Raw genomic sequence first — 23442 nt, 5'->3', positions numbered from 1 at the left:
GGGTCGGGACAGGCTCAGTCAGGACGTCCTGCACGCCTTAGTTTGGCTGATTGGATGCCAAAAATCGTAATGGCACCGACTGTTGTCGTAACCCTAGTTTGTATCTACGGCTACATGATTTGGACAGCCATTCTGTCGTTTACCAATTCACGAATGTTACCGACCTATAAATTTGTCGGTATCGATCAATATGAGCGTCTATTTAACAATGACCGTTGGATTGTTGCCTTAACCAACCTAGGGGTATTTGGTGGGCTATTTATCCTCATCTGCCTGTTCCTTGGTGTGATGTTGGCCATTTTCTTAGACCAAAAGATTCGTGCCGAAGGCGCAATTCGAACCATTTATCTTTACCCTATGGCGATCTCTTTCATCGTCACAGGTACCGCTTGGAAGTGGTTACTTAATCCAACCAACGGTTTTGAAAAACTCATGATAGACCTAGGCTTTGAGAACTTTAAATTTGACTGGCTAATCAACCCAGACATGGTGGTTTACTGTTTGGTCATTGCTGCCGTCTGGCAAGCATCAGGCTTCGTGATGGCTCTTTTCTTAGCTGGCTTACGTGGTGTGGATGGCGACTTAATCAAAGCCGCTCACCTGGACGGTGCCAGCACCTTTACCACTTATCGTCGTATTATTTTACCATCGCTCAAGCCGGTATTCTTCAGTGCTCTGGTCATCTTGTCGCACATTGCGATTAAGAGCTTCGACTTGGTGGCCGCCTTAACCAATGGTGGCCCTGGTTACTCTTCTGATTTACCCGCCAACTTCATGTACGCGCACACCTTTACACGTAGTCAGATCGGTCTAGGTTCCGCTTCTGCTATGGTGATGTTGGGCTGTGTGTTAGCTATCTTGGTTCCTTACTTGTACTCTGAATTGCGAGGTAAACGCCATGAGTAATGCTTCTACTGGCCGCCAAACAACTTGGATAGAAAAGGCTTTACGTTTTGCTCTGTATGCGGTTTTGCTGATCATGGCTGCCGTTTATCTGATGCCTTTCTTGGTGATGTTGTTAACCTCACTAAAAGATGTGGAAGAAATCCGTACGGGCACATTGTTATCACTCCCTGGTAGTCTCGACTTAAGTGCTTGGAGTAAAGCCTGGGGCAGCGCTTGTACTGGTAACAACTGTGCAGGCATTTCACCCTACTTTTTGAATTCTTTCCAGATCGTCTTGCCTGCCGTGGCGATTTCGACCCTACTCGGCGCCATTAATGGTTATGTCATTTCCATGTGGAAATTCCGTGGCAGTGACTTCTTCTTTGCTGCTTTGCTAGTAGGTTGTTTCATTCCTTTCCAAGTCATACTGTTACCTATGGCACGCACACTTGGCTGGTTGGGTATTGCTAATACCACCACAGGCCTAGTCTTTGTTCACGTGGTCTATGGTGTGGCCTTCACCACACTGTTTTTCCGTAACTTCTATCAAGCAATTCCGGGAGAATTAGTGAAAGCAGCACGTCTTGATGGCGCCGGCTTCTTCACCATCTTCTATCGCATCATTCTGCCTTTGTCTGTACCCATCATTGTGGTCACGGTTATTTGGCAGTTTACCCAGATTTGGAATGACTTCTTGTTCGGTGTGGCCTTCTCTGGCTTTGACACTCAGCCTGTCACCGTGGCCTTGAACAACCTAGTTAATACCAGCTTTGGTGGTAAAGAATATAACGTGGACATGGCCGCAGCCATCATAGCCGCACTACCCACTTTGGCGGTCTATGTGCTTGCAGGTAAATATTTCGTCCGCGGTCTAACAGCTGGTGCCGTGAAGGGCTAAGGCCTTCGGCATTGAACACTCAAGCTTGTAAGGCATGGGTGAGATACTATTTTGGAGTAATAACATGGCAAATTTAGTCATTGATAATGTGAAGAAACGCTACGGTACGACAGAAGTACTGAAAGGCATTAATATTTCCATCGAAGCGGGCGAGTTTCTTATCCTAGTTGGCCCTTCAGGCTGTGGTAAATCCACTCTGATGAATTCCATCGCGGGCCTAGAAGAGGTGTCAGAAGGCCGCATTCTGATTGCCGATAACGATGTAACTTACACCAGCCCGAAAGATCGTGACATCGCTATGGTGTTCCAGTCTTACGCCTTGTATCCGAACATGACAGTGGCGCAAAATATTTCCTTTGGCTTGGAAATGCGCAAAGTGCCAAAAGAAGAGCGTGATATTGAAGTACAACGTGTCGCAGAATTGCTACAAATCAACCACTTGTTGGATCGCAAACCGGCTCAATTGTCTGGTGGTCAGCGTCAGCGTGTTGCCATGGGACGTGCTTTGGCTCGTCGTCCGCAGCTTTACTTGTTTGATGAACCATTATCCAACTTGGACGCCAAGCTGCGTGTGGAAATGCGTACTGAAATCAAAAAGCTACACCAAAAGCTGGGCACCACCATAGTTTACGTAACCCACGATCAGATCGAAGCCATGACCTTGGCTGATCGCATTGCCGTAATGAAAGATGGTGAAGTACAACAACTTGGGACACCGCAGGAAATCTACGACAATCCAGCAAACTTGTTTGTCGCCGGCTTCATGGGGTCACCCGCCATGAACTTCATTCCAGCAACAGTGGTCTCTGTCGATGGCACACCCATGTTGGAACTGGCAACCCACTCTAGCGTTAGTTTGCCATTCCCGAAACCAGAAGCACTTGCTCAACAGGTTGGACAAACTGTCTTGCTTGGTCTGCGTCCTGAAATGATTACCGAGCCTCAGCCACACAAGGTGGGACAGAACTTTGTTACTACCACTGACATCAAGGTCGAAGTAACCGAGCCAATGGGTGCCGACACCATGATCATCACCCGTATTGGTGATGCAGAGATCAACTGTCGTTCCAATCCGGCTTACCCTGCTAACGCTGGCTCTGTGATCGAAATGATGTTCGATACATCCAAAGCCGTTGTATTTGATGCTGAATCAGGTAAACGACTAGACCAATAAGGTTATGTGCACTATCTGACACATTGTGTTTTTGTACAAAACGTTTTTAGCCCACTCAGATGCTTTACTTTGCTGAGTGGGCTTTTTTTTGCCTGCTTGGTTGAAAACTGTACAAAAGGTCAACTTTTTTCCTTAATCCCTCGAACTTGCCACCAATATGAGATACATTTCAGTAATAATTGATCAGAAATGCTATTACATAAATGCATTCGATTAATGTATTTGTTCGACCAAACTCAATATCACAATCAAGGAATCTCATAGCATGAAATCTACGACGCGTTTTGTGACGCATCTTGCCGTCTCTAGTCTTGTTATCGCCATTGCCGGCTGTTCAATGATGGGACCAAAACAGCCTGGCTGGCAGGAAGATAAAGAATATCGAGTCACCATATTGCACACCAATGACCATCACGGTCGTTTTTGGCAAAACAGTCGTGGCGAATACGGTATGGCCGCTCGTAAAACCCTCATCGACAACATTCGAGAGGAAGTAGCCCTAGACGATGGCAACTCGTTATTGTTATCGGGCGGTGACATTAACACAGGTGTGCCTGAGTCGGATCTACAGGATGCTGAACCAGATTTCCGTGGCATGAAGATGTTGCAATACGATGCAATGGCATTGGGTAATCATGAATTTGATAATCCGCTTTCCGTACTGAGACAGCAGCAAGAATGGGCAGGGTTTCCCTTCCTATCAGCAAACATTACGGATGCCAAAACAGGTAAGCCATTGTTCGACGCTTACAAAATCTTCCAAGTGGATGATTTAAAAATAGCAGTCATGGGGTTAACAACGGACGATACCGTTAAATTAGGTAACCCAGAATACCTAGAGGGCATTAAGATTGAATCGCCCATTAAAGTGGCAGAGAAATTAGTGCCTAAATTACGCAAACAAGCCGACATTGTGATTGCTGTCACGCACATGGGTCATTACAACAATGGAAACTACGGCGGCAACGCACCTGGTGATGTGACCCTAGCTCGAACAGTACCGGGTATTGACGTGGTAGTAGGTGGTCACTCTCAAAACCCATTATTCGAGCCAGATGAGCAAAACGGCACCCTTATTCTACAAGCTCACGAATGGGGCAAATACGTTGGTCGTCTCGATTTCGTCTTCAAGAATGGTGACATAGTATGGTCTGAATACCGACTCATCCCTGTCAACTTGAAGAAAAAAGTCAAAACCGCTGACGGCAAAACGGAACGCGTCTTTATCGAAGAAGAGATAGCTCAAGATCCAGAAATGCTTGCTATGTTGACGCCTTTCCAAGAAAAAGGTCAAGAAGAGCTAAACATTGAAATTGGCTCCGCTAACGGCGACTTCGTGGGTGAACGCAGTGTGGTTCGCAACCAAGAAACCAACCTAGGTAACTTAATTGCCCGCGCCATGAAAGAAAAAGTAAACGCTGACATTGGTATCATGAATTCTGGTGGTATCCGTGACAACATGGAAGCGGGCGTCATCACTTATAAGAGCGTACTTAAGGTACAACCTTTCGGTAACGCCATTTCTTATGTTGACCTTTCTGCAGCCGAATTGACTGACTACTTATCCGCTGTGGCAAGCAAACAAGCTGGTACAGGGGCTTTCGCTCAATTCGATGGTGTTTCATTAACGTTGAAAGATGGTAAAGCAACCAGCATCTTGGTGAACGGTCAACCACTAAACACAGCTAAGAGCTACCGTATCGCGATCAACAGCTACGTGGCAACTGGTGGTGACGGTTATCCGAAAGTGATCGATCACGCTAACTACGTGAACTCAGGTTATGTTGACGCTGATGTCTTGGTTGAATACGTGCAAAACAACGCCCCTCTTGATGTGGCTAACTTCGCACCAAAAGGTGATGTTAAACGCTAATCAAACGGCACATAAATCAACCCTATAGTAAAATGCCCCGCAAGCTCAGCTTGCGGGGCATTTTTTTGTTCTCTGTGAAAAAAGTTTTATGGACTTAACGCTGGTAGATTAATGTCCAAGTTAATGGCGTTGGTAACTTTTCAGACTCTAACTTTACCGTGTATCTTAGCTCATTATCTGACATTTTCTGCCAAGTATTGGTACGTTTACCGCGCTCAGATTCCACGACAACCACAATGGCTTGTGCGGTTTCAGTAAAAGTACCAGAAATTTCAATGTCTTCTTCATCTGTCTTAAAGACTTCACCCTTGGCGGTCAAAGGAATGCTATCGGCTTCTTCTTGATCACATTGCCAAGAAAACTCCCCTGCTTGCTTAGCCAAAAGCCATTGCTGACAAATTTGCGTTTGCTTTTTCAATACAGGTCTTGCCAAAGCGCGGATGAAGAAATTCATTTCTTGCACCACATTTTCAACCGCTTCATCCAACTTTGCTTGCGTATTGGCGGCATCTTGTAGCTGCCATTTACCCTCTAAATTGGCCGCCTGCAAGGCGCCACTGAGCAGCATTACGGATACACCCATGGTTAACATTTTCTTCACTAGCCTTCTCCTTTATTGTTATTGTCATCAGATGATCGCAGAGAAGGTTTGTTATGTAAGGTGCAAAAACACCCACAATGACTAACAATTAACGCCATAACCTTCTTGTTTAAACAGATTTCAGAGCCAAAAAAAACCTGACCGCCCTATTTGATGGTCAGGTTTTCTATTACGAATAAGAACTTATTTCTCAAGTTCTTATTTTTTTAAGCCTTATTTTCGAACAGGGCCGCACGCTGCAGGTCGATGATTTCTGCGATGCCTTTGCGAGCCACCGCTAGCATGCCCATCATGTGTTCATCGCCAAAGGCTTCGCCTTCGGCTGTTCCCTGAATTTCAATAAAACCACCCTTGTCATTCATGATCACATTCATGTCCGTTTCGGCATTAGAGTCTTCTGGATAATCCAAATCCAGTACAGGAGAGCCCTTGTACACACCAACAGAAATGGCAGCAATCTGCGACACAATCGGGTTTTCTTTGATTTTCTTATTTTCTACCAGATAACGCATTGCGTCTGCCAGCGCCACAAAACCACCTGTGATAGAAGCAGTACGCGTGCCGCCATCGGCTTGAATCACGTCACAATCAATAGTGATGGTATTTTCACCTAACTTCTTCAAATCCACCGCAGCACGCAAGGAACGACCAATTAAGCGTTGAATTTCAACCGTGCGGCCACCTTGTTTACCACGTGCCGCTTCACGATCCATACGACTGCCCGTAGAACGCGGTAACATACCGTATTCTGCGGTGATCCATCCCTGACCTTTGCCTTTTAAAAAACGCGGTACACCCGGCACAACGGTCGCCGTACAAATAACTTTAGTGTCACCGCATTCAATTAATACAGAACCTTCGGCATGTTTGGTGAAATTTCGAGTGATTTTAAGGGGACGTAACTGATCAAGGGCTCTTCCACTTGGACGCATACTAGCTCTCTCTGTTGATTAATCTTTTCTAAAGCGGCAATTATAGCGAACCTAAATAAAAATACCCCCTCAGAATGGGGAAACTGTCGTCTTGATATAGCTTAAGTTACAATAACGCCACTTTTTCTTAACCTAGGTAGATAAAATGACAGCAAGCATGACCGCCTTCTCACGCCAAGAAGCCAGCTACGACTGGGGCACCATCAGTTGGGAAGTTCGCTCAGTAAACCAACGCTATTTAGAACCTAACTTCCGCTTACCAGAAAGCTTTCGTGAATTAGAGTTTTCCTTCCGCGACCTGTTAAGAAAAAAACTCAATCGCGGCAAACTGGAATGCCAACTGCGCTTCCAAGCGGTCGACAAAGCAGCCACCAGCTTAACCATCAATCCAGATAACGCCCAAGCCTTAGCCAACGCCATTCAACAACTGGGCACTTGGTTTGATGGCATCAAAACCCCATCGCCATTGCACATACTACAATGGCCGGGCATCTTAAGTGACACCAGCGAAGACGCCGATACCATCAAAAAAGCCGTGGTAGAACTTTTCGCAAAAGCCGTAGACGAACTCATTCAAATGCGTTTGCGCGAAGGTGAGCAATTGGTCGCCATCATAGAGCAACGTCTTGATAGCATTGATGCCATAGTTGCCGAAGTACAAAGCCAACTCCCCGGCATCATTGCCGCACAAAAGCAAAACCTAATCGACAAACTGGAAGCCGCCAAAGTCGAACTCGACCCAATGCGCGTAGAAGCAGAAATCGTCCTCTTGGCACAAAAAGCCGACGTGGCCGAGGAACTGGATCGCCTTGTCACCCACACCAAAGAAGTCCGTCGTCAGCTAAAACAAAAAGGCCCCATTGGCCGCCGCCTCGACTTCCTAATGCAAGAACTCAACCGTGAAGCCAACACACTATCGTCTAAATCCATTGTGGTGGAAACCACCCAAAGTGCGGTGGAATTGAAGGTATTGATTGAACAAATGAGAGAACAGATTCAGAATATTGAGTAATAACCAACATGGGCTTCATGATCAAATTCACCGCCTAAGGCATATTAATTTAAGCTAAGCGCACTTACTTTACTTGCGCTTTCGATTTGAAACCTAGGAGTCCATGAGTCTTTGATTATTCATACTGACTCCAAGTACCTGTCGTCTTTAACCAAGGAGAGGGTTCTTCAACCTCTCCTCGCATTGGCAGAAAACGCTCAATAAAAAGACTACTGTGGATTTGAATCGCCACTATCGATTCTGCTCCCTCGAATTCTGCCAGTGTATTTGAGTCCCAGATGACATCAGCCGTTCCAGTCATAAATACGGTATTACCACTCTTAAAGTCTGGAAAAAACAAGCCGACTCGCCCATCAGATTGAATATTGCCTAGGGTATTGTAGAAACGGTTACCTTTGAAATCGGGAAAACATAAAGTATCGCCTTCAAGCTTTACAAAACCCGGTTTCCCTCCTCTATGAGATACATCCAAACCCTCTTTACTATCACTGGAGAGGCTTTTGCTTCGAGAGCCAATAAAAAAAGTATCTGCCACTTGAATTAGATCGATAGCGTCAGGGGACAACCTAGAACTTAAAGAAAGATCATTTATATCTGTTTGATTAGCATGAGTATTTTCCCATGATAATGATCGCTTTTGTATGTACTGGGGACAATTGCCAAAACTCTGCTCAACCAACACTGAAAAGCCATTAATATCGATTGCTTGAATGGTGCCATTCACACGATTACGACGACGCGTATGCAATTCTATGCCAAGCAACCCTATTTTTTTGTGTGGCATAAAATCGAGTTTTAGTAACTCAGCTAATGTTGGTAAAGCCATTATCTCAAGCTTATTGACACTAGGTGATTGAATAAAACCTGGATTGCCAAATAAAGGGATGGCCCAAGGCATGCCATCATGATCCGTTATGCAAACAACCAGCATAGACAGATTGGAAAAAAAAGTTCTATGCTGAGCTAACAACTCTGAACGTATCATTCTGGCGTTTCTTTGGACTACCGCTTCAGCCACACCAACCCGTTGTTGGATGGTGGTTTCACCATGGTGAAACGGAGAAGGCTGTGGCTGAGACATTTTAGAATCCATATAAGTACACTTTTATTCCGTAGGCTCTGGCGTGCGTTTCATACCAACAAAGCGAGGATGAGCTTCTATACGTCCAAGCCAAGCTCGAATCGCCGGATAATCAGCCAAACTCACTCCACCTTCGGGCACGTGTGATATGTAGCTGTAACCTGCCACATCAGCGAGTGTAATAGCATCGCCAGCAAGATAGTGACGAGAATTTAGAAGCGGTTCTAATACATCAAACAGAGCAATGGTTTTTTGCTTAGCAACATCATAATCAAGCTCAACGCCAAACACTTTGACTAAGCGTACAGCACAGGGGCCATATGCAATTTCACCAGCCGCGACTGACAACCAGCGTTGAACTTCAGCGGCTTTTATAGGGTCCTGTGGATACCAATCATAGCCATCACTGTATTTTTTCTCTAAATAAATCAGAATGGCGTTTGAATCAGATAAAATCACACCATTGTCATCAATAGCGGGCACTTGGCCAAATGGACTTATTTTTAAATATTCAGGCGCTTTGTGCTCTCCCTTAAGCAAATCCAAATCAATGGTTTCATAAGGAATATCCAAAAACGACAACATTAATTCAACACGATGGCAATGACCTGAAATTGGATGCCGGTACAATTTAACCGGTGAACTTTGCGTTAGAAATTTCGGATTCATGGTCGATTCTCCTTGTTTATAATGCGTAAAAAAATAAAAAGAGCTTAAACTCCAAGCTTTTCTACTCACGATGGCTATTGGCTAAAACGCCAATGACCATCTAAATAAAACTTTCTAATCTATCCAATATCTCCTTATGTTAATGCGCAGGCACTAGATAAAAACTTTCAAGCCGAAACATTTTTTTATTAACATAAGTAAAGCCATTTTCAGTCAATGGAAATTAAGTATCTTCCTTAACGAATTATTTCATTGAGAGACGATGTCGTTTCGAATTGATAATCTGACCCTTGTAAGCCAATATACAGCTATCGTTTTGGATAATAATTAAAAGAATCCACAATAGTTTATTTCACAACTCGCAATAGTGGTGTACAAATGGACAAGTTTCATACCATGCAAGTGTTTGTTGAGGTGGCAAAGCAACAAAGCTTTACCGCTGCCAGCGAGATACTCGGTATCACAGCACCAACCACCACAAGAGCCATTGCAGAATTAGAAGGTCAGTTAGGCGTTAAGCTTTTTAATCGAACAACGCGCACTGTTCGATTAACCGAATCTGGGGAAAAGTTTTTCCATGATACTCAACAAATACTGGAGCGACTTGCAGAAGCTGAAGATACGGTGCGAGGCATACAAATTAAGCCCAGTGGCATTCTCACTATCACTGCCCCAGTCTTATTTGGCGAAAAACACATTATTCCTATTATCAATGAATACCTTAGGTTACATCCCAATGTCTCAGTAAAGGCGGTATTTTATGATCGAATCACCAATTTGCTGGAAGAAGAGATTGACGTTGCCATCCGAATTGACAATCTCAAAGATTCTAATCTTTATGCAACCAAAGTGGGTTCTGTAAGAAAGATGGTTTGTGGTGCACCTGACTATTTTCGTCAGCACGGAATACCTGTACACCCCAGTGAATTAACGAAACATCAAATTATACTTCCAGCAAACCAGAACCATTCTCGATCTTGGAAATTTATGAAAAATGGTAAGCAAGAGATTGTAAAACTTACTCCTAGAATGTATTGCAACCAGAATGCGTCTGCTATTAAGGCTGCTGTGTTAGGGCTTGGCATTACGCAATTGATGTCTTATCAAATAGGTGAGGAATTAGATAAACAGTTACTGAAGGCTATCTTAATTGATTACAACGAACCGCCTTTGCCTGTATCGATTGTTCGTGTTGATGGCCGAAGAGCAAATGCCAAAATACGATCTTTCATTGATTTGGCCACAATAAGACTAAAAAATAATCCCTTTATAAATAGTGAGATTTAAACCTATTTATTATACCGACCAACCAAGAATAAGTTACCTTGCCTCTGAAGGCATATGATTTATTTTCGTTTCATAAGACAATTTCGGTTCCTTAAAAAAACAACCAAACCCATTCAACGCTTACCTCGTACACACTTAAGTAAAGTCGATTACTAGGGGATATGAAGGATGAAAAGCGCAATTCGAGTTCGTTTTTTGGTGGTTTTGCTAACAGTGTGTTTAGGCTCTGCTGCGCAAGCAGATCAAAGCACTTGGGATACTATGGCGCAACCGGGCGTACATGCTTTAGTTCGTCATGCTTTGGCACCTGGTATGGGAGACCCTGCGAATTTTCAAGTTGATGATTGTACCACTCAACGCATTTTAGACAGCAGGGGGCGACAGCAAGCGACCCAGATTGGCGAGGCGCTTCGCCAACAAGGGATTCGTTTTGATCAAGTCTTAAGTAGCCAATGGTGTCGTTGCTTAGAAACCGCAGAATTGATGAAGATGGGAAGCGTGCAAGTCGAGCCCATGTTGAATTCTTTCTTCAGCCGTCCGGGCAAATCAAAAGCGCAAACATCAGCACTGCGAGCATTTTTATCAAGCTTACCGAGTGATAGCAAAACGCTTTTGGTCACCCATCAGGTTAACATCACTGCCTTAACTGGCATCTTTCCACGCTCTGGTGAGATGGTGCTCGTCGCCCTTTCACCGGACAATAACCAACTAGAAGTAGTCGGACGTTTGATGCCTGCGCCTCTTTAACGCGCCTCCAACGCTTGGAGGCGCATCTACCGTAACTAGCCAATTTCGAAAGAGGTAACGCCAAAGGTTTTGGATAAGGGTAAATCGGGCACATTGCCTGTATACATGCGCGCCGTTTCGAAACTGGGCGTCATATTAAAGCGCATAACCAGCGCCATGGCTGCCTCATTCACATTCGGCACATCAATAAAAATAGCAGCATTGCCTTTCACTAAAGAGATTAAATGCAAAAATAATCGCTCTGCCAATTCTGGTGTATCTGCAAACAGAGGCGCGATCTTGAAACCGTCTTGACTGGGTCGAATCACACCATAACCGGACAATACTCCGTCTTGTAGTACGCCCACTGCCCTACTCTCCTTTTGAGTGATCCATTGCTGAGTAAATTCGCTTCGTTCTGCCGGGAAAAAGTCTCGATCATAGGCGTCGAGTATTGAAAAAGGCATCTCAGCTAAAGGCACAATATCAATATTTTCAGAAGAAGCTAATGGCTTATTGGCACTCACAAAGTCTGAGGTATTCCCAACAAATCGAATGTTGCCGTATGCCAATTTAAAACCCGATTTTTTGTAGTTTTCTTGCTGCTCAACCACCCCATCCAATCCAATGTTACATCCTTCAAGATAGCGCAACCCAGCCTGCCACATTTGCATCCCATAACCTTGGCCTCGATAGGCGGATTTCACAATATAAAATCCTAGAAAACCAAAGAAATCATGGTATTTTATGACCGAAATACAGGCGATCGGTTCGTCTCCCAGATAGCCCATTAAAAATCCGTTTGGATCCGCTTTATAGTAACTGTCGGCATCGTGAAATCCTGGGTTCCAGCCTTCTTGTGCCGCCCACTTCATGGCAAGATCCAACTCGGATCGCGTCATGGTTTTAATGCTGAACGCGTTATTGTTCATTTGGTATCCTCATAGTCTTCGCCATCGTTTTGCAATGTTATTTCTAGACGCTTCAACGCCATGTTAATATAGATTTTTCTTGATAGTAGGAATGAATGTGTCTCAATATGAAACCCTATACGAATTTGACCATACATGGAAAATCACTCAACTGGTCATCAAGCGTGCTTTAGAAGAAGTACAGGTTTCTCTAACAGCCACTTTTGCCCAACAAGATAACAGCATAACACTTGAATTTACGCGTCTGGATGACCCTCAGAATTTGATTGAATTAATCGACTTTAGACAAATTACCATCAGCCAAGAGCAAGATACCCAACGGGATTTTAGCACGATAAAAGTGGAACTCTTTTGTGACGGATACAGCGAATTTTGGTGCGATGCTGTCGACCTAAAATGATCATTGTTTTTTTAGGGTAAAGACATCATAAATCTTGCAATTGTTTTAATACGGCTTCAAAAGCGGTTAAATCCGTAAAACGCTGTGTAGCTTCTACCTGTTGCGTCACAAACACTTGGCTGGACGCTTGAATGCCACCTTCTAGCATTAAATTATCCATCAAACCAAAGTTCTCTATGCTGTTACCATCAGAATCACGAATCTCTCGAGAGTCTGTACTTAATTGTTCCCCTTGACCATAGACTTGCCAGACCCGATCAAAATATGGTGTCTGACAATTCGAATAACCGGCAATCATCAGATTCAAAGCACGTCCCATGCCCAATTCATAAATAGTGCCGGCATCCGCGCTGGGGCCACGAAATGGAGTGAGATTAGCGACGACAATATCACTACGCATGATTAAAGCTTCATTCCCTTGGCTAATCGCCATGGCCGTTTCGAAGCGACTTGGTTGCGCTTTTATGTCTTTATCGAGAGGAAATAAACCGATAAAACCATACTTCTTACATAAGGCTTTTTTGGCTTCGCCAATTTCTTTCGGGTTCGCTAGGAAAACCTCGGGGCCTGCAAGATAAATCGTTTTCATACAGCAATCCATTTAAAACACAACTAAACCTTTATGATAACGCAACGCGTCAAAAGAATTCCGCCTCTAAAACGTCAATAAATCAAACCTTTTTAACCCAAATTCTGTTATGACTTAATGAGAAACGTGGTAAGAGAGTCTTGTCACAGATTGGTGGCTGTAGTCTGGCTGTAATTGCTTCGCTAGTTTACTCCGGCAAGGTAGTGAGTGTTCACCTATTTTGTAGTGTCATTCTTGCTTGTGTATTTGATTTTGCATTGGAGTCATTATGCTGAAATGGGAGATCGAGCCATTCATGCAGATGCGTTAATGGGCTTTTTGATCCCTTATCAACTTTATGCGGCAAGATATGGCAATGATTTTGGCTTAAATGCTATTGCTTTAAGAGCGGTTGAATTACTGGTGGCTCTCTTAATTATTTATACCCTTGCTTATTGGCTAAATCGACTTAGGCAACAAGCAACATCAAAGATCTCAATTTGAAGACAGTGACATATTGATCGTATCGATGGGCAAAATATCAAAAATATTTTCTTCCAACCAGCTAACCAGCTCAATAACATGATCGGCCACTTTCAGCCCTGTTGGTGTAAGGTTGTATTCCACTTTGGGAGGCACCACGGGATATGAGGTACGTTGCACAAAGTTATCCTGCTCCAAGGTCTGCAGCGTTTGCGCCAACATTTTTTCACTCACCCCTTCAATACTGCGTCGCAAATCACTGAAGCGATAGCGCTCGCCATCACGCAATACCATAAAAATCATCACCGCCCATCGACTGGTGACGTGCTTTAAAATTTCTCGTGAAGGACATTTGTTCGACAACACATTGCCACGTGTAAATTCAATGACTTTACCGTCTTGTGTCTTTATAGAAACGCCCATACTAACCTTCCCACCATTACTTACCAAAAGTTTGTAAGAGTTATTTTACTGTGAAATCACCTTTTTACCAACTTTTTCATGCTCAACCAAAAAGGCATATTTAAAACTGGCCCAAGTTTCCTTTTTTTGCAAACAAGCAGAAACCAAAACATCACCCAATACCAAGCTCAGTATACATTTGATCATCCTTGACATGTCCTTACTTCACCTCATCACTTAAGCATATAATGTCGATATTTCGCACGCATTCGGCATTTTTAATTTAAGGACTTTTGTGAAAACAGTAAAACGATTAATAAAACACGACGCTTGTTTCTTGCTGCTTTTTATTTTCCTGATTGCCTTGTGTTTGCGTGGACCTGTCACAGGCTTACCACCATTACTGGACCGCATCAGCCAAACCTTGCAATTAAATAGCTCTCAATCCGGCTTATTGGTCAGTATTCCCTTACTGGCCTTTGCTGCCTTCGCGCCTTTGGCGTCATGGCTAACGCGTTTTTTCCGTATCGAAAAAATTCTCGCCACTGGCATGGCTCTGATCGCTTTAGGCATGTTAGTACGTGCTACTGGTTCAATGAGTAGTTTGTATTTAGGCGCACTTTTAATAGGCGCAGGCATTGCTATAGGCAATGTACTCTTACCCAGTTTGCTAAAACGTGAATTTCCTGAGTTCGTTGTACAACTGACCGCTATTTATGTCTTGATGATGGGCGTTGGCGGCTTTGTTATGTCCAGCCTTGCCGTACCTTTGAGCGACTTCGCCAATCGAATCCAATTGCCTATCAGCGGTTGGTCATTTGCCTTGGCGTGTCAGGCGGTGATTATTTTACCTGCCGTGTTGGTGTGGTTTGGTTTTAAGATTACACAGCAACATCAACCTAAGAATACGCGCGGTGAAACCAATAGCACACTATGGCGTCGTTTGTCGTCATGGCAAGTGGTGAGCTTTTTGGCGATTAACTCTTTATTCAATTACATAGTAGTGGCATGGATTCCAGCTATTCTAGTCAGCCATGGTTACTCTGATACCACTGCAGGTTTGTATCAAGGCTATATGCAACTCGCTGGTGCGTTACCTTCGCTTATTTTGGCACCTTTTATTCAATATTTAGGCAGTCATAGACGTTTGTGCTTGTGTGCAACCAGTTTAACCGTCATAAGTATTTTAGGTTGGCTTTACGCACCGCAATGGTCGGGGTTCTGGTCATTAAGCTATGGTTTTGGCATCAGCATGGGCTTTATTTTGGGACTGTCTTTTATCGGTATAAGAACCGACACCCCAAAACAAGCAGCCAGTTTATCCGGTATGTCACAATTGATAGGCTATACTTTGGCTGCTCTGGGCCCGGTACTAATTGGAACTTGGTATGACTGGCAACAATCGTGGCAACCACCACTCTATGGGTTGTTACTGATTGGCATTATATGGATGACGTTAGGCTGGTTTGCCAGCCCTAAGGCTGAAGAAATATAAGTATCCTTTCTTGCTCTATCAATGGCATTAAAGTCACGCGTGATAATATAAAGTTTCAGCCCATGCACCTTTATTCTTCTTTATTTTTCACCCAAGCAATGACCTTTTCCAAAGGCATTGGCTTTGCAAATAAATATCCTTGCCCCAGTTCACATCCTAAGGCTAATAAGTGCTTTTTTTGCTGCTCAGTTTCAACGCCTTCTGCAATTACCTCTAAGCCCAAAGAACGTCCAAGTTCGATAATCATTTTCAAGATTTTCCAATCTTTTGCAGAGTTTTCCATGCGCCAAACAAAACTGTGATCAATTTTAATCGTCGAAACCGACAAGGTGGATAAATAGGTAAGTGACGAATACCCTGTACCAAAGTCGTCTATGTTTACCCTAACACCCACTTCCTTTAATGTATCTAAATGCCGATTGATAGAGGTTTTCTCTTCTATAAATTGAGACTCGGTGATTTCCAACTCAACTAAACTATTGTCTACGCCTTCTTCACTCAAAATACGTGTGAATTGCTCAAAGTAATTTGGCCTAGCAATTTCATTACCTGCTACATTCACCGATATAGGCACTTCGATTTCCAATTGTTTCAAATGACCAATGGCTTTACAGGTTTTACGTAAGATTTGTTGGTCTACCCTATCGACCAAGCCACAACTTTCTGCCAAGGCAATAAACTGATCCGGGGGGACAAAATTTCCATTCTTATGACGCCATCTTGCCAGTGATTCGAAACCAATCAGCTTCCCATCATGCAAGTTGACTTTGGGCTGAAAGTAAACGTCTATCTCATCTTTAACTATGGCTTCTCGCAACTCTTTCAGCAATTCATATCGCCCGAACATAGCCGACGCTAATTCCTCAGAAAACGCCAAAAAATGCACCTTTTCATACTTGGCTCGCTCTAGGGTGCTTTTCCCTACACTGACCAACTGCTCGGCATCGTAATTTGGAAAATCCGCGATATTCAACAGACTCACAGTTAAATCCAATGAATGAGTAGAATCATCTACTTCAATACTCGGGTGCATCACCTGCGCTAAATTGCCTTCGTGATATTCCTTATTGTCATAAATAATCATCACTATGGTATCGCGTTCAAATAGAGCAACATCTACCGCATTATCGAAAAAATCGCATAAGTAATCGTATAAAGATAACGTGAGTTGGTCACAATACTTAGAACCTAGGATGGATTCTGTGTAGGCCAAATCTTCAACATGCAGCATCAGTAATTTGGCTTTATCCCTCTCCCAAGGAAACATGTGACGAATTTCTCGCACTAACCAGTTTTTATTATGTATTCCGGAAGTAGGTTCTATGTAGGCCAATTCAGATAATTTGTTATGAAGAGCGACATTACGAAAACCTGCACTGATGTTTTCACAGAACACCTGTAAAAGATTGATCTCACTAGCCGATAAAGTGCGCTCAAGCTTTAACACTATAATGTAATCTCGACCATCTAACTCTTGATTTGAAAAATACAATACCGAGTAGCCATCAAGAAAAGAGTGTTGCTTACTCAAACTGGTTTGCCGCGCAGCTTCAAAGAGAACCTCATCATCTATGATGCGAGCGACAAATTGATGCACACATTCTGAGTAATCTCCATTCGCTGCAATAATTAAAGCGTCTTCAAGCTTTTCTTGTTCTGAATTAAAAAAGCACACTATGCCGCCATGCTCTATTCTCAACAAGTTGCTGATTTCTTCTAAAATAGATTGTGTGTATTCAAGCATGTCTTTTTTCGATGACAATCGCTGACAGGAATACAATAGTTGCTGCATGTTGTGACGCGCTTCTTGCATCATCAACTTATAGTCCCAAGTACGAATATTTCTCAATATTATGGCCTGCAAATGAGCTTGGGTTAATTCCGCTTTACTCCAATAGTCATCAATGTCGTATTCTTTGAACACACTGTCTGGCAATACCACATCCGGCTGCCCAGCCAGCAATACAATGCGAACCAAATGGTTGCCTATGACCTCTCGGATAGCACCAACCACGTCCAAACCAGAACGCTCGGATTCCAACATCACATCGAGAAAAATAACCGCAATATCTGGATTTTCAGCAATCACCGCGGCGGCTTCACTTGCAGAGGAAACCTTTAGGAACTCAACATCCTTATCATCATAATGTAAACTGCCGAGACGATTCATAAACGCCGTTTGATAGTCGGCATCAACCTCTACCGAAAGTACCTTACAGTTTTTTCTAGATGTATATAAAAGGCTATTCGCGTCAAATTGAGAAGAAAACTCCATTACGACCTTTCCTTATGCAAATTTAACTGTGCATCTTTATGTTCAAGCTTAGTCGGCTTTTCAGTTTTTTCCTGCAAAGCACTCAAATCCAAGACCTTAATTGCTAGATTCAAAGCCATTTACCAGCCTCAACGAACACTCAACACTAGCAATAAAAAGAAAATTTTGTGGTACAATTGACGGCTCACAATTTCACATTGGCTAGTATACGAAGCAAATCTCATGGGCAAACAAAAAGGCAACCTTTTCATCCTTTCGGCACCCTCTGGCGCGGGAAAATCCTCCCTTTATAAAGCGCTTTTAAAGCAAGATGATATGGTAAGAATTTCCATTTCTCATACCACACGAGCAGCACGTGAGGGAGAAGAAAACGGCCGCGAATACTATTTCACCGATGTGGAAACTTTTTTAGACATGATTGCTGATGACGCTTTTTTTGAACACGCACAAGTGTTTGATAACTATTACGGCACTTCCAAAGCAGCAATTTTTGAGATGCTTGACCAAGGCCTAGACGTGATCCTAGAGATAGACTGGCAAGGCGCTCGCCAAGTACGCAACCTCTATCCAGACGCCATTGGTATTTTTGTTCTCCCGCCATCCTTGGCTTCACTGGAAGAGCGTTTAAAAAGTCGCGCTACGGATTCTGAAGATGTGATCCAACGCCGCATGTCCAAAGCAGTAGACGAAATGTCTCACTACCATGAATACGACTTTGTCATCATCAATGACGATTTTGACACAGCACTTAATGAATTGGCGGCCATTTTTACCGCTATGCGTGCTAAAACCCCGAGAATACAAGAAAAAAATGGCAATCTCATCAATGATCTCTTGTCTTTATGAGAAGCCGTTCAGTAAAATTAACCTTGGATAAACAGATAAATTAAACACAGAGGTCAAAAATGGCTCGAGTTACCGTAGAAGATTGCTTAGAAAATGTTGATAACCGCTTTGAATTAGTGATGGTAGCGTCTAAGCGCGCACGTCAACTAGCGACAGGCGGCGAAGATGCTCAAGTCGCACTTGAAGGCGACAAATTTACCGTTGTTGCATTGCGTGAAATCGCTGACAACCTGATTAACGCTAATAATGTTGACTTGCAACAACGACCTGTTCACGAGTTTTAAGCTCTATGTATGGTATCGCTCATTACACAACCGTCGCACCTCGTGTTTGCCTTTGTGAGGTGAGCGATGTATACCATTGAAGAATTAGCGCAAGGGTTAGCCCAGTATTTACCCTACGAGCAAGTTGCTAAGGTCAAACGCGCCTATTATTACGCGGAGCAAGCCCACGATGGCCAAAAGCGCAAAAGTGGCGAACCTTATGTTACCCACCCCCTAGCGGTAGCCAAAATTCTATCGGAATTGCGAATGGACAGTGACGGTCTAGCTGCCGCACTCTTGCATGACGTTATTGAAGATACAGGGATCAGCCGCGAAGCGTTGGCTGAGCAATTTGGCGAAGAAGTCGCAAGCTTAGTAGATGGCGTCAGTAAATTGACCCATTTGGAATTCAACAGCCAGATCGAAAAGCAAGCTCATAACTTCCAAAAAATGGCCATGGCGATGGCTGACGACATTCGTGTCATTCTAGTGAAATTAGCAGACCGCTTGCACAATATGCGCACCCTGGATGCTATGCCAGCGCACAAAAAACGCCGTATTGCGAAAGAAACCTTAGACATCTATGCGCCCATTGCCAATCGCTTGGGTATGTATAATGTTCGCGTGGATTTGGAGTCCTTAGCTTTTCAAGCCTACTACCCAATGCGCGCCAGTATGCTACAACGTGCTATTCACAAGAAGTACGGTCAACAGCGCATCAAAGACATTCAAAAGCTAGAAGATACCATTCGTTCCGAATTGGCGGCAGATTACATTGAAGCCAAAATTAGCGTGCGCGAAAAACACATCTATAGCATTTATCAAAAAATGGACAAAAAGCGCCGTTCTTTAGATGAAATCATGGATGTTATGGGAGTACGCATTGTTACTGATCGCCACGACAGTTGTTACCGCATTCTTGGCGTCATTCATGCGTTATTCAAGCCAATTGAAGGTCGTTTTAAAGACTACATTGCGGTTCCTAAATCCAATGGTTATCAATCTTTACACACCACAGTGTTGGGTACTAACGGTATTCCGATGGAAATTCAGATTCGCACTGAAGAAATGGACTTAGTGGCGAATAATGGTATTGCTGCACACTGGGCATATAAAACCAATGGCAGCGACAAAGCGCCAAACAGTCACGACAGAGCCACTAAATGGGTCAAAAGTCTATTAGAAATTCAGCAAAAAGCGCGCAACCCCATTGAGTTTGTCGACAACGTTAAAAACGATTTATTTCCTGATGAAGTCTATGTGTTTACGCCAAATGGTCAGATTATAGAACTGCCTTCTGGCGCCACTCCGGTTGACTTTGCCTACGGTGTTCATACGGAAATTGGTAACTCTTGTATCTCTTGTCGTATCAATCGTCGTCTTGCACCACTGAGCACGCAACTGGAAAGTGGTCAAACAGTAGAAATCATTACAGCCAAAAATGCTCAACCCAATGTGGCTTGGTTAAGTTTTGCCATTACGGGCAAAGCACGTACCAATATTCGTCATTATCTAAAAGACAAACAAAGAGAAAATGCCATCTCCATTGGCCGTCGCCTGTTAACACGCTCATTAAATGCTTTCCAAACCAATATCGACGAGTTGACTCCTGAGCAAATCACTCAAGTGCTGAGCAACCATCAGATGGATAGTCTAGACGATTTGCTGGAATCCATAGGGAAAGGCCGCCATGTTGGATATTTAGTGGCTCGTGAGCTTTTCCCAAACATAGATGAAGAAACCTTGGTGACGCCCAAATCCTTCAAAGTGAATGGCTCTGAAGGCATGCTCATTTCCTATGCTAAATGTTGTGCACCTATTCCTGGAGATCCTATCGTCGGCTTCGTACAGGTCGATAAAGGCATTATCATCCATCACTTAAACTGCCCCAACATACAAGATCATCTATCCAGTCCTGAGCGTTTTATTCACATGTCTTGGGGTAAAGAGATAGAAGAAGAGTTACACATTAGCTTGATTGTTACCTACATTAATGAACGCGGTGCGGTAGCTAAAATTGCCAGTTCTATTAGCGATACCGATTTTCAAGTATCGAATCTCGACATTATTGAGCGTGGTCGAGTCAGCCGTTTGCGCCTTAATATCACCATATCCAGCCGCGTTGGTTTAGCTGATGTCATGCGCCGTATAAAGGCGGTTCGTTGCGTAGAAAAAGTGTCCCGCGAAACCATTGTTGGGCGCTGACAGCCCTCCCCTAAAAAAATATTTAAGGACTGATAACCATGTCAAAAAACGTGATTCATACAGCAAATGCTCCCGCCGCTATTGGCCCATATTCTCAGGCCGTACGTGCTGGTAACACAGTCTATTTATCTGGCCAGATTCCTTTGGTCCCTGAGACAATGGAAGTCATTAGTGAAGACATTGTTGAACAAACCACACAGGTTTTTAAAAACCTGCAAGCAGTCTGTGAAGCGGCCGGCGGCTCTTTGGAAAAAGTAGTAAAATTCAATATCTTCATGACGGATCTAAACAACTTCGCTACGGTAAACGAAGTGATGACACAATTCGTTAAAGAACCTTACCCTGCGCGTGCAGCAATGGGTGTGCGTGCTCTACCAAAAGGCGTGCAAGTGGAAATTGAAGGCATTATGGTGCTGGAAGACTAATTCCCGCCATGACAGAATGAAAAAAGAGGCTCTCTTGCCTCTTTTTTTATGACTTAAATAAAGCAGCAAACCTCTCTTTTATATAATACCTATGTCTGCAAATAAGCCTTAACAAGCTCACGATAACCCGCCACATAACTTGGGTACACTGGCTGCCAGCCCTGCTGCAATAAATAATCCGCCTGGATGCGCTTACCTGATTTGGGCATGAATCCATCGTTTGCATCAATTTTCACTTTTGCCCCTAGCAGTGAAGCTAACCAAAGCTTTACTTCCCACATAGAAACTGGTGTTTGATCTGTCACAATAATGTGCTCAGGCAGTGCTTGTTGATCCAATGCTAGTTGAGCAATCTTATACAAGGCGGAAACGACATCATCACGATGCACACGGTTAGTCCAGCTGTTATCACCCCAGCTTTGCTCTGACTGAACTTTTTTCAACAAGGCATATCGACCGGGCCCATAAATCCCCGAGCAACGCACAGCCACACTAGAAAAGTGCTCTGCTAACAAAGCTTCTGTGGCCAATAAAACTGACGCCGTTGGACTGTTTGTCTGAGCTTGAGTTTGCTCTGTAATAAGCTCATATTGCTGATCATACACACTGGTACTGGAGACAAACACAATAATTGGTTCTTGTGGCGCATTCTGGTACCGCTCTACAATCGCTTGCGCTGTCTCATAATAAGCGCTGCGATACCCTTGCTCACTGCGTTCACTTGGCGTCATGATCAAAAACACCAAATCCGCTTCCGGCAGTAGTGCAGCAGGCAGAGTACGTAACTCCCCCGTGATGCCACTCACTCCATTAGGAAAACTTGTGCCAGTACGTCGAATCCCTGTCACCTGATGACCATCGGACAATAATAAGGACGCTACGCCTGAACCAAGGTCACCACAGCCTGCAATGCATATCTTTGCCATGTAAATTGCCTATATCAATGCTTAATTTGACCACCTAATCCTAATCTCGCCATGAAATGTGTCCATTAAGAATATGCTGGTAACAAAAATCTACGAGTATACTTTATTAAATTATGTATTATCATAGTTATTAATAATGAATCTTCGAAAGGGCAAGGTAGACTATGACATTAACGGAATTAAAATACATTGTAATGCTGGCCGAAGAGAAACATTTTGGGCGTGCGGCAGACCGTTGTTATGTGTCCCAACCCACTTTAAGTGTGGCCGTTAAGAAACTGGAAGAGGAGCTTGGCACTGCCATTTTCGAACGCAGCAAAAGCTCTGTGTACATTACACCAGTAGGCGAACAAATTATCGCTCAAGCCAAACGCGTTCTAGATCAGGCCAATATGATCAAAGAACTGGCCAACTCGGGAAAAAATCAACTAACGGGTCCGCTTAAAATAGGTGCCATTTTCACTATAGCCCCCTATTTATTTCCTGTAATGATCCCGTCATTAAACAAATTAACATCTGGCATGCCGCTGATCATAGAAGAAGATCTAACTGAAAATCTGCGCCCTAAGCTGCGTAACGGTGATTTGGATGCCATTATTGTGGCTTTACCTTTCCAAGAGCCTGATGTGGTAACTCAGCCTATTTATGAAGAAGAGTTTGTGGTGCTCATGCCTAAGCATCACGCTTGGACTAAACTGGATGTCATCAATACCGACCAGTTATCCACAGACAACTTATTACTATTGGGCAAAGGGCATTGTTTCAGTGAACAAGTACAAGAAGCTTGTCCTTTATCCACCGACAACGAGGTCGAAGATAACCGCACCATAGTCAATGGTAGTTCGCTTGAAACCATTCGTTATATGGTTTCTTCAGGATTAGGGGTCACCGTATTACCTAAGTCAGCCGCAACCAATATCGATCACTCCATGCTGGAAGTGCGTCCCTTTGCATCACCGGCGCCAAAACGAACTGTCGCACTCGCATGGCGAGCAAGCTTTCCGCGCCCTAAAGCCATTGAGGCGGTAAGCCAATCCATTCGCGAAGCGTGTCAGCATCTTAATTTATAAACAGCAAATAAGAC

Annotated in this window: 25 protein-coding genes; 15 read left to right on the top strand and 10 right to left on the bottom strand. The window is 43.7% G+C overall.

Features of this window, described 5'->3' with window-relative positions; genetic code table 11:
• The first annotated feature begins 54 nt into the window (after positions 1 to 54).
• From ABXS85_RS12235 to ushA, 4 genes are all read left to right on the top strand, one after another.
• Positions 55 to 906: a sugar ABC transporter permease gene (locus ABXS85_RS12235; RefSeq protein WP_353669777.1), complete on the top strand. Its 852-nt coding sequence runs from the start codon at positions 55 to 57 to the stop codon at positions 904 to 906.
• On the top strand, positions 899 to 1783 hold the full coding sequence (locus ABXS85_RS12230; RefSeq protein ID WP_353666816.1) for a carbohydrate ABC transporter permease: 885 nt from the start codon (positions 899 to 901) through the stop codon (positions 1781 to 1783). Before ABXS85_RS12235 ends, ABXS85_RS12230 begins: the two co-directional genes overlap by 8 nt.
• A gap of 64 nt (positions 1784 to 1847) precedes the next feature.
• Complete coding sequence (locus tag ABXS85_RS12225; RefSeq protein ID WP_353666815.1) at positions 1848 to 2957, top strand: ABC transporter ATP-binding protein; 1110 nt, start codon at positions 1848 to 1850, stop codon at positions 2955 to 2957.
• A 265-nt stretch (positions 2958 to 3222) separates the two neighbouring features.
• The gene (gene ushA, locus ABXS85_RS12220) at positions 3223 to 4830 is read left to right on the top strand and encodes a bifunctional UDP-sugar hydrolase/5'-nucleotidase UshA (RefSeq protein WP_353666814.1); all 1608 of its coding nucleotides are present in this window, start codon (positions 3223 to 3225) and stop codon (positions 4828 to 4830) included.
• A gap of 94 nt (positions 4831 to 4924) precedes the next feature.
• On the opposite strand, the gene ABXS85_RS12215 is transcribed toward ushA, so the two are convergent.
• Together ABXS85_RS12215 and rph are read right to left on the bottom strand one after the other, a co-directional pair.
• Positions 4925 to 5422: a hypothetical protein gene (locus ABXS85_RS12215; protein ID WP_353669776.1), complete on the bottom strand. Its 498-nt coding sequence runs from the start codon at positions 5420 to 5422 to the stop codon at positions 4925 to 4927.
• A gap of 215 nt (positions 5423 to 5637) precedes the next feature.
• Entirely contained in the window at positions 5638 to 6363 is a 726-nt protein-coding gene (gene rph / locus ABXS85_RS12210; RefSeq protein ID WP_353666813.1) for a ribonuclease PH, read from the bottom strand.
• A 145-nt stretch (positions 6364 to 6508) separates the two neighbouring features.
• On the opposite strand from rph, the gene ABXS85_RS12205 reads away from it, so the two are divergent.
• Positions 6509 to 7375 (top strand): YicC/YloC family endoribonuclease, encoded by an 867-nt coding sequence (locus ABXS85_RS12205; RefSeq protein ID WP_353666812.1) that lies wholly within the window; start codon positions 6509 to 6511, stop codon positions 7373 to 7375.
• A gap of 115 nt (positions 7376 to 7490) precedes the next feature.
• On the opposite strand, the gene ABXS85_RS12200 is transcribed toward ABXS85_RS12205, so the two are convergent.
• Together ABXS85_RS12200 and ABXS85_RS12195 are read right to left on the bottom strand one after the other, a co-directional pair.
• Positions 7491 to 8456 carry a pyridoxamine 5'-phosphate oxidase family protein gene (locus tag ABXS85_RS12200; protein ID WP_353666811.1) on the bottom strand — a complete coding sequence of 322 codons (966 nt, stop codon included), beginning with the start codon at positions 8454 to 8456 and terminating at the stop codon, positions 7491 to 7493.
• Positions 8457 to 8480: 24 nt separating this feature from the next.
• A complete protein-coding gene (locus tag ABXS85_RS12195; RefSeq protein ID WP_353666810.1) occupies positions 8481 to 9125 on the bottom strand; it encodes a glutathione S-transferase in 645 nt (214 codons plus the stop codon).
• Between the two features lie 378 nt (positions 9126 to 9503).
• On the opposite strand from ABXS85_RS12195, the gene ABXS85_RS12190 reads away from it, so the two are divergent.
• Both ABXS85_RS12190 and ABXS85_RS12185 read left to right on the top strand, forming a co-directional pair.
• The gene (locus ABXS85_RS12190; RefSeq protein ID WP_353666809.1) at positions 9504 to 10412 is read left to right on the top strand and encodes a LysR substrate-binding domain-containing protein; all 909 of its coding nucleotides are present in this window, start codon (positions 9504 to 9506) and stop codon (positions 10410 to 10412) included.
• 168 nt (positions 10413 to 10580) lie between these two features.
• The gene (locus tag ABXS85_RS12185; RefSeq protein WP_353666808.1) at positions 10581 to 11159 is read left to right on the top strand and encodes a histidine phosphatase family protein; all 579 of its coding nucleotides are present in this window, start codon (positions 10581 to 10583) and stop codon (positions 11157 to 11159) included.
• Positions 11160 to 11194: 35 nt separating this feature from the next.
• Here ABXS85_RS12185 and ABXS85_RS12180 read toward each other — a convergent pair whose 3' ends face one another.
• The gene (locus tag ABXS85_RS12180; RefSeq protein WP_353666807.1) at positions 11195 to 12070 is read right to left on the bottom strand and encodes a GNAT family N-acetyltransferase; all 876 of its coding nucleotides are present in this window, start codon (positions 12068 to 12070) and stop codon (positions 11195 to 11197) included.
• A 97-nt stretch (positions 12071 to 12167) separates the two neighbouring features.
• On the opposite strand from ABXS85_RS12180, the gene ABXS85_RS12175 reads away from it, so the two are divergent.
• Positions 12168 to 12470, top strand: a complete 303-nt coding sequence (locus ABXS85_RS12175) for a hypothetical protein (RefSeq protein WP_353666806.1) — start codon at positions 12168 to 12170, stop codon at positions 12468 to 12470.
• A 25-nt stretch (positions 12471 to 12495) separates the two neighbouring features.
• Here the strand turns inward: ABXS85_RS12175 and ABXS85_RS12170 are convergent, their stop codons facing one another.
• On the bottom strand, positions 12496 to 13059 hold the full coding sequence (locus ABXS85_RS12170; protein ID WP_353666805.1) for a nucleoside 2-deoxyribosyltransferase: 564 nt from the start codon (positions 13057 to 13059) through the stop codon (positions 12496 to 12498).
• 207 nt (positions 13060 to 13266) lie between these two features.
• On the opposite strand from ABXS85_RS12170, the gene ABXS85_RS12165 reads away from it, so the two are divergent.
• On the top strand, positions 13267 to 13542 hold the full coding sequence (locus ABXS85_RS12165; protein ID WP_353666804.1) for a hypothetical protein: 276 nt from the start codon (positions 13267 to 13269) through the stop codon (positions 13540 to 13542).
• Here the strand turns inward: ABXS85_RS12165 and ABXS85_RS12160 are convergent.
• The gene (locus ABXS85_RS12160) at positions 13534 to 13944 is read right to left on the bottom strand and encodes a helix-turn-helix domain-containing protein (protein WP_353666803.1); all 411 of its coding nucleotides are present in this window, start codon (positions 13942 to 13944) and stop codon (positions 13534 to 13536) included. The genes ABXS85_RS12165 and ABXS85_RS12160 overlap by 9 nt on opposite strands.
• A 45-nt stretch (positions 13945 to 13989) precedes the next feature.
• Positions 13990 to 14130 carry a hypothetical protein gene (locus ABXS85_RS12155; protein ID WP_353666802.1) on the bottom strand — a complete coding sequence of 47 codons (141 nt, stop codon included), beginning with the start codon at positions 14128 to 14130 and terminating at the stop codon, positions 13990 to 13992.
• Between the two features lie 88 nt (positions 14131 to 14218).
• Between ABXS85_RS12155 and ABXS85_RS12150 the strand changes: the two genes are divergently transcribed.
• Positions 14219 to 15418, top strand: a complete 1200-nt coding sequence (locus tag ABXS85_RS12150) for an MFS transporter (protein ID WP_353666801.1) — start codon at positions 14219 to 14221, stop codon at positions 15416 to 15418.
• Positions 15419 to 15488: 70 nt separating this feature from the next.
• Here ABXS85_RS12150 and ABXS85_RS12145 read toward each other — a convergent pair whose 3' ends face one another.
• Entirely contained in the window at positions 15489 to 17693 is a 2205-nt protein-coding gene (locus tag ABXS85_RS12145; RefSeq protein ID WP_353666800.1) for an EAL domain-containing protein, read from the bottom strand.
• 222 nt (positions 17694 to 17915) lie between these two features.
• Here ABXS85_RS12145 and gmk point away from each other — a divergent pair, with 222 nt between their 5' ends.
• The 4 genes from gmk (at position 17916) to ABXS85_RS12125 (ending at position 21432) form a co-directional block, all read left to right on the top strand.
• Positions 17916 to 18539, top strand: a complete 624-nt coding sequence (gene gmk, locus ABXS85_RS12140; RefSeq protein ID WP_353666799.1) for a guanylate kinase — start codon at positions 17916 to 17918, stop codon at positions 18537 to 18539.
• A gap of 59 nt (positions 18540 to 18598) precedes the next feature.
• The gene (gene rpoZ, locus ABXS85_RS12135) at positions 18599 to 18823 is read left to right on the top strand and encodes a DNA-directed RNA polymerase subunit omega (protein ID WP_353666798.1); all 225 of its coding nucleotides are present in this window, start codon (positions 18599 to 18601) and stop codon (positions 18821 to 18823) included.
• 66 nt (positions 18824 to 18889) lie between these two features.
• Complete coding sequence (locus tag ABXS85_RS12130; protein WP_353666797.1) at positions 18890 to 21007, top strand: bifunctional (p)ppGpp synthetase/guanosine-3',5'-bis(diphosphate) 3'-pyrophosphohydrolase; 2118 nt, start codon at positions 18890 to 18892, stop codon at positions 21005 to 21007.
• Between the two features lie 38 nt (positions 21008 to 21045).
• On the top strand, positions 21046 to 21432 hold the full coding sequence (locus ABXS85_RS12125; protein WP_353666796.1) for a RidA family protein: 387 nt from the start codon (positions 21046 to 21048) through the stop codon (positions 21430 to 21432).
• A gap of 89 nt (positions 21433 to 21521) precedes the next feature.
• Here ABXS85_RS12125 and ABXS85_RS12120 read toward each other — a convergent pair whose 3' ends face one another.
• Positions 21522 to 22358, bottom strand: coding sequence for an NAD-dependent epimerase/dehydratase family protein (locus tag ABXS85_RS12120; protein WP_353666795.1), 837 nt, complete (start codon positions 22356 to 22358; stop codon positions 21522 to 21524).
• A 164-nt stretch (positions 22359 to 22522) separates the two neighbouring features.
• Between ABXS85_RS12120 and ABXS85_RS12115 the strand changes: the two genes are divergently transcribed.
• On the top strand, positions 22523 to 23428 hold the full coding sequence (locus ABXS85_RS12115; RefSeq protein WP_353666794.1) for a hydrogen peroxide-inducible genes activator: 906 nt from the start codon (positions 22523 to 22525) through the stop codon (positions 23426 to 23428).
• Positions 23429 to 23442 lie beyond the last annotated feature (14 nt).

Source organism: Marinomonas sp. THO17, from assembly GCF_040436405.1.
In the GTDB taxonomy this organism is placed as follows: domain Bacteria; phylum Pseudomonadota; class Gammaproteobacteria; order Pseudomonadales; family Marinomonadaceae; genus Marinomonas.
The sequence above is the reverse complement of the archived record's forward strand: the minus strand, read 5'-3'. Positions and strand labels throughout refer to the sequence as shown.

What these genes read in the sequence shown, in the direction of transcription:
- ABXS85_RS12235 (WP_353669777.1), top strand. Translation starts at nt 55, where the DNA reads ATGCCAAAAATCGTAATGGCACCGACTGTTGTCGTAACCCTAGTTTGT.
- ABXS85_RS12230 (WP_353666816.1), top strand. Translation starts at nt 899, where the DNA reads ATGAGTAATGCTTCTACTGGCCGCCAAACAACTTGGATAGAAAAGGCT.
- ABXS85_RS12225 (WP_353666815.1), top strand. Translation starts at nt 1,848, where the DNA reads ATGGCAAATTTAGTCATTGATAATGTGAAGAAACGCTACGGTACGACA.
- ushA (WP_353666814.1), top strand. Translation starts at nt 3,223, where the DNA reads ATGAAATCTACGACGCGTTTTGTGACGCATCTTGCCGTCTCTAGTCTT.
- ABXS85_RS12215 (WP_353669776.1), bottom strand. Translation starts at nt 5,422, where the DNA reads ATGTTAACCATGGGTGTATCCGTAATGCTGCTCAGTGGCGCCTTGCAG.
- rph (WP_353666813.1), bottom strand. Translation starts at nt 6,363, where the DNA reads ATGCGTCCAAGTGGAAGAGCCCTTGATCAGTTACGTCCCCTTAAAATC.
- ABXS85_RS12205 (WP_353666812.1), top strand. Translation starts at nt 6,509, where the DNA reads ATGACAGCAAGCATGACCGCCTTCTCACGCCAAGAAGCCAGCTACGAC.
- ABXS85_RS12200 (WP_353666811.1), bottom strand. Translation starts at nt 8,456, where the DNA reads ATGTCTCAGCCACAGCCTTCTCCGTTTCACCATGGTGAAACCACCATC.
- ABXS85_RS12195 (WP_353666810.1), bottom strand. Translation starts at nt 9,125, where the DNA reads ATGAATCCGAAATTTCTAACGCAAAGTTCACCGGTTAAATTGTACCGG.
- ABXS85_RS12190 (WP_353666809.1), top strand. Translation starts at nt 9,504, where the DNA reads ATGGACAAGTTTCATACCATGCAAGTGTTTGTTGAGGTGGCAAAGCAA.
- ABXS85_RS12185 (WP_353666808.1), top strand. Translation starts at nt 10,581, where the DNA reads ATGAAAAGCGCAATTCGAGTTCGTTTTTTGGTGGTTTTGCTAACAGTG.
- ABXS85_RS12180 (WP_353666807.1), bottom strand. Translation starts at nt 12,070, where the DNA reads ATGAACAATAACGCGTTCAGCATTAAAACCATGACGCGATCCGAGTTG.
- ABXS85_RS12170 (WP_353666805.1), bottom strand. Translation starts at nt 13,059, where the DNA reads ATGAAAACGATTTATCTTGCAGGCCCCGAGGTTTTCCTAGCGAACCCG.
- ABXS85_RS12160 (WP_353666803.1), bottom strand. Translation starts at nt 13,944, where the DNA reads ATGGGCGTTTCTATAAAGACACAAGACGGTAAAGTCATTGAATTTACA.
- ABXS85_RS12155 (WP_353666802.1), bottom strand. Translation starts at nt 14,130, where the DNA reads ATGATCAAATGTATACTGAGCTTGGTATTGGGTGATGTTTTGGTTTCT.
- ABXS85_RS12145 (WP_353666800.1), bottom strand. Translation starts at nt 17,693, where the DNA reads ATGGAGTTTTCTTCTCAATTTGACGCGAATAGCCTTTTATATACATCT.
- gmk (WP_353666799.1), top strand. Translation starts at nt 17,916, where the DNA reads ATGGGCAAACAAAAAGGCAACCTTTTCATCCTTTCGGCACCCTCTGGC.
- rpoZ (WP_353666798.1), top strand. Translation starts at nt 18,599, where the DNA reads ATGGCTCGAGTTACCGTAGAAGATTGCTTAGAAAATGTTGATAACCGC.
- ABXS85_RS12130 (WP_353666797.1), top strand. Translation starts at nt 18,890, where the DNA reads ATGTATACCATTGAAGAATTAGCGCAAGGGTTAGCCCAGTATTTACCC.
- ABXS85_RS12125 (WP_353666796.1), top strand. Translation starts at nt 21,046, where the DNA reads ATGTCAAAAAACGTGATTCATACAGCAAATGCTCCCGCCGCTATTGGC.
- ABXS85_RS12120 (WP_353666795.1), bottom strand. Translation starts at nt 22,358, where the DNA reads ATGGCAAAGATATGCATTGCAGGCTGTGGTGACCTTGGTTCAGGCGTA.
- ABXS85_RS12115 (WP_353666794.1), top strand. Translation starts at nt 22,523, where the DNA reads ATGACATTAACGGAATTAAAATACATTGTAATGCTGGCCGAAGAGAAA.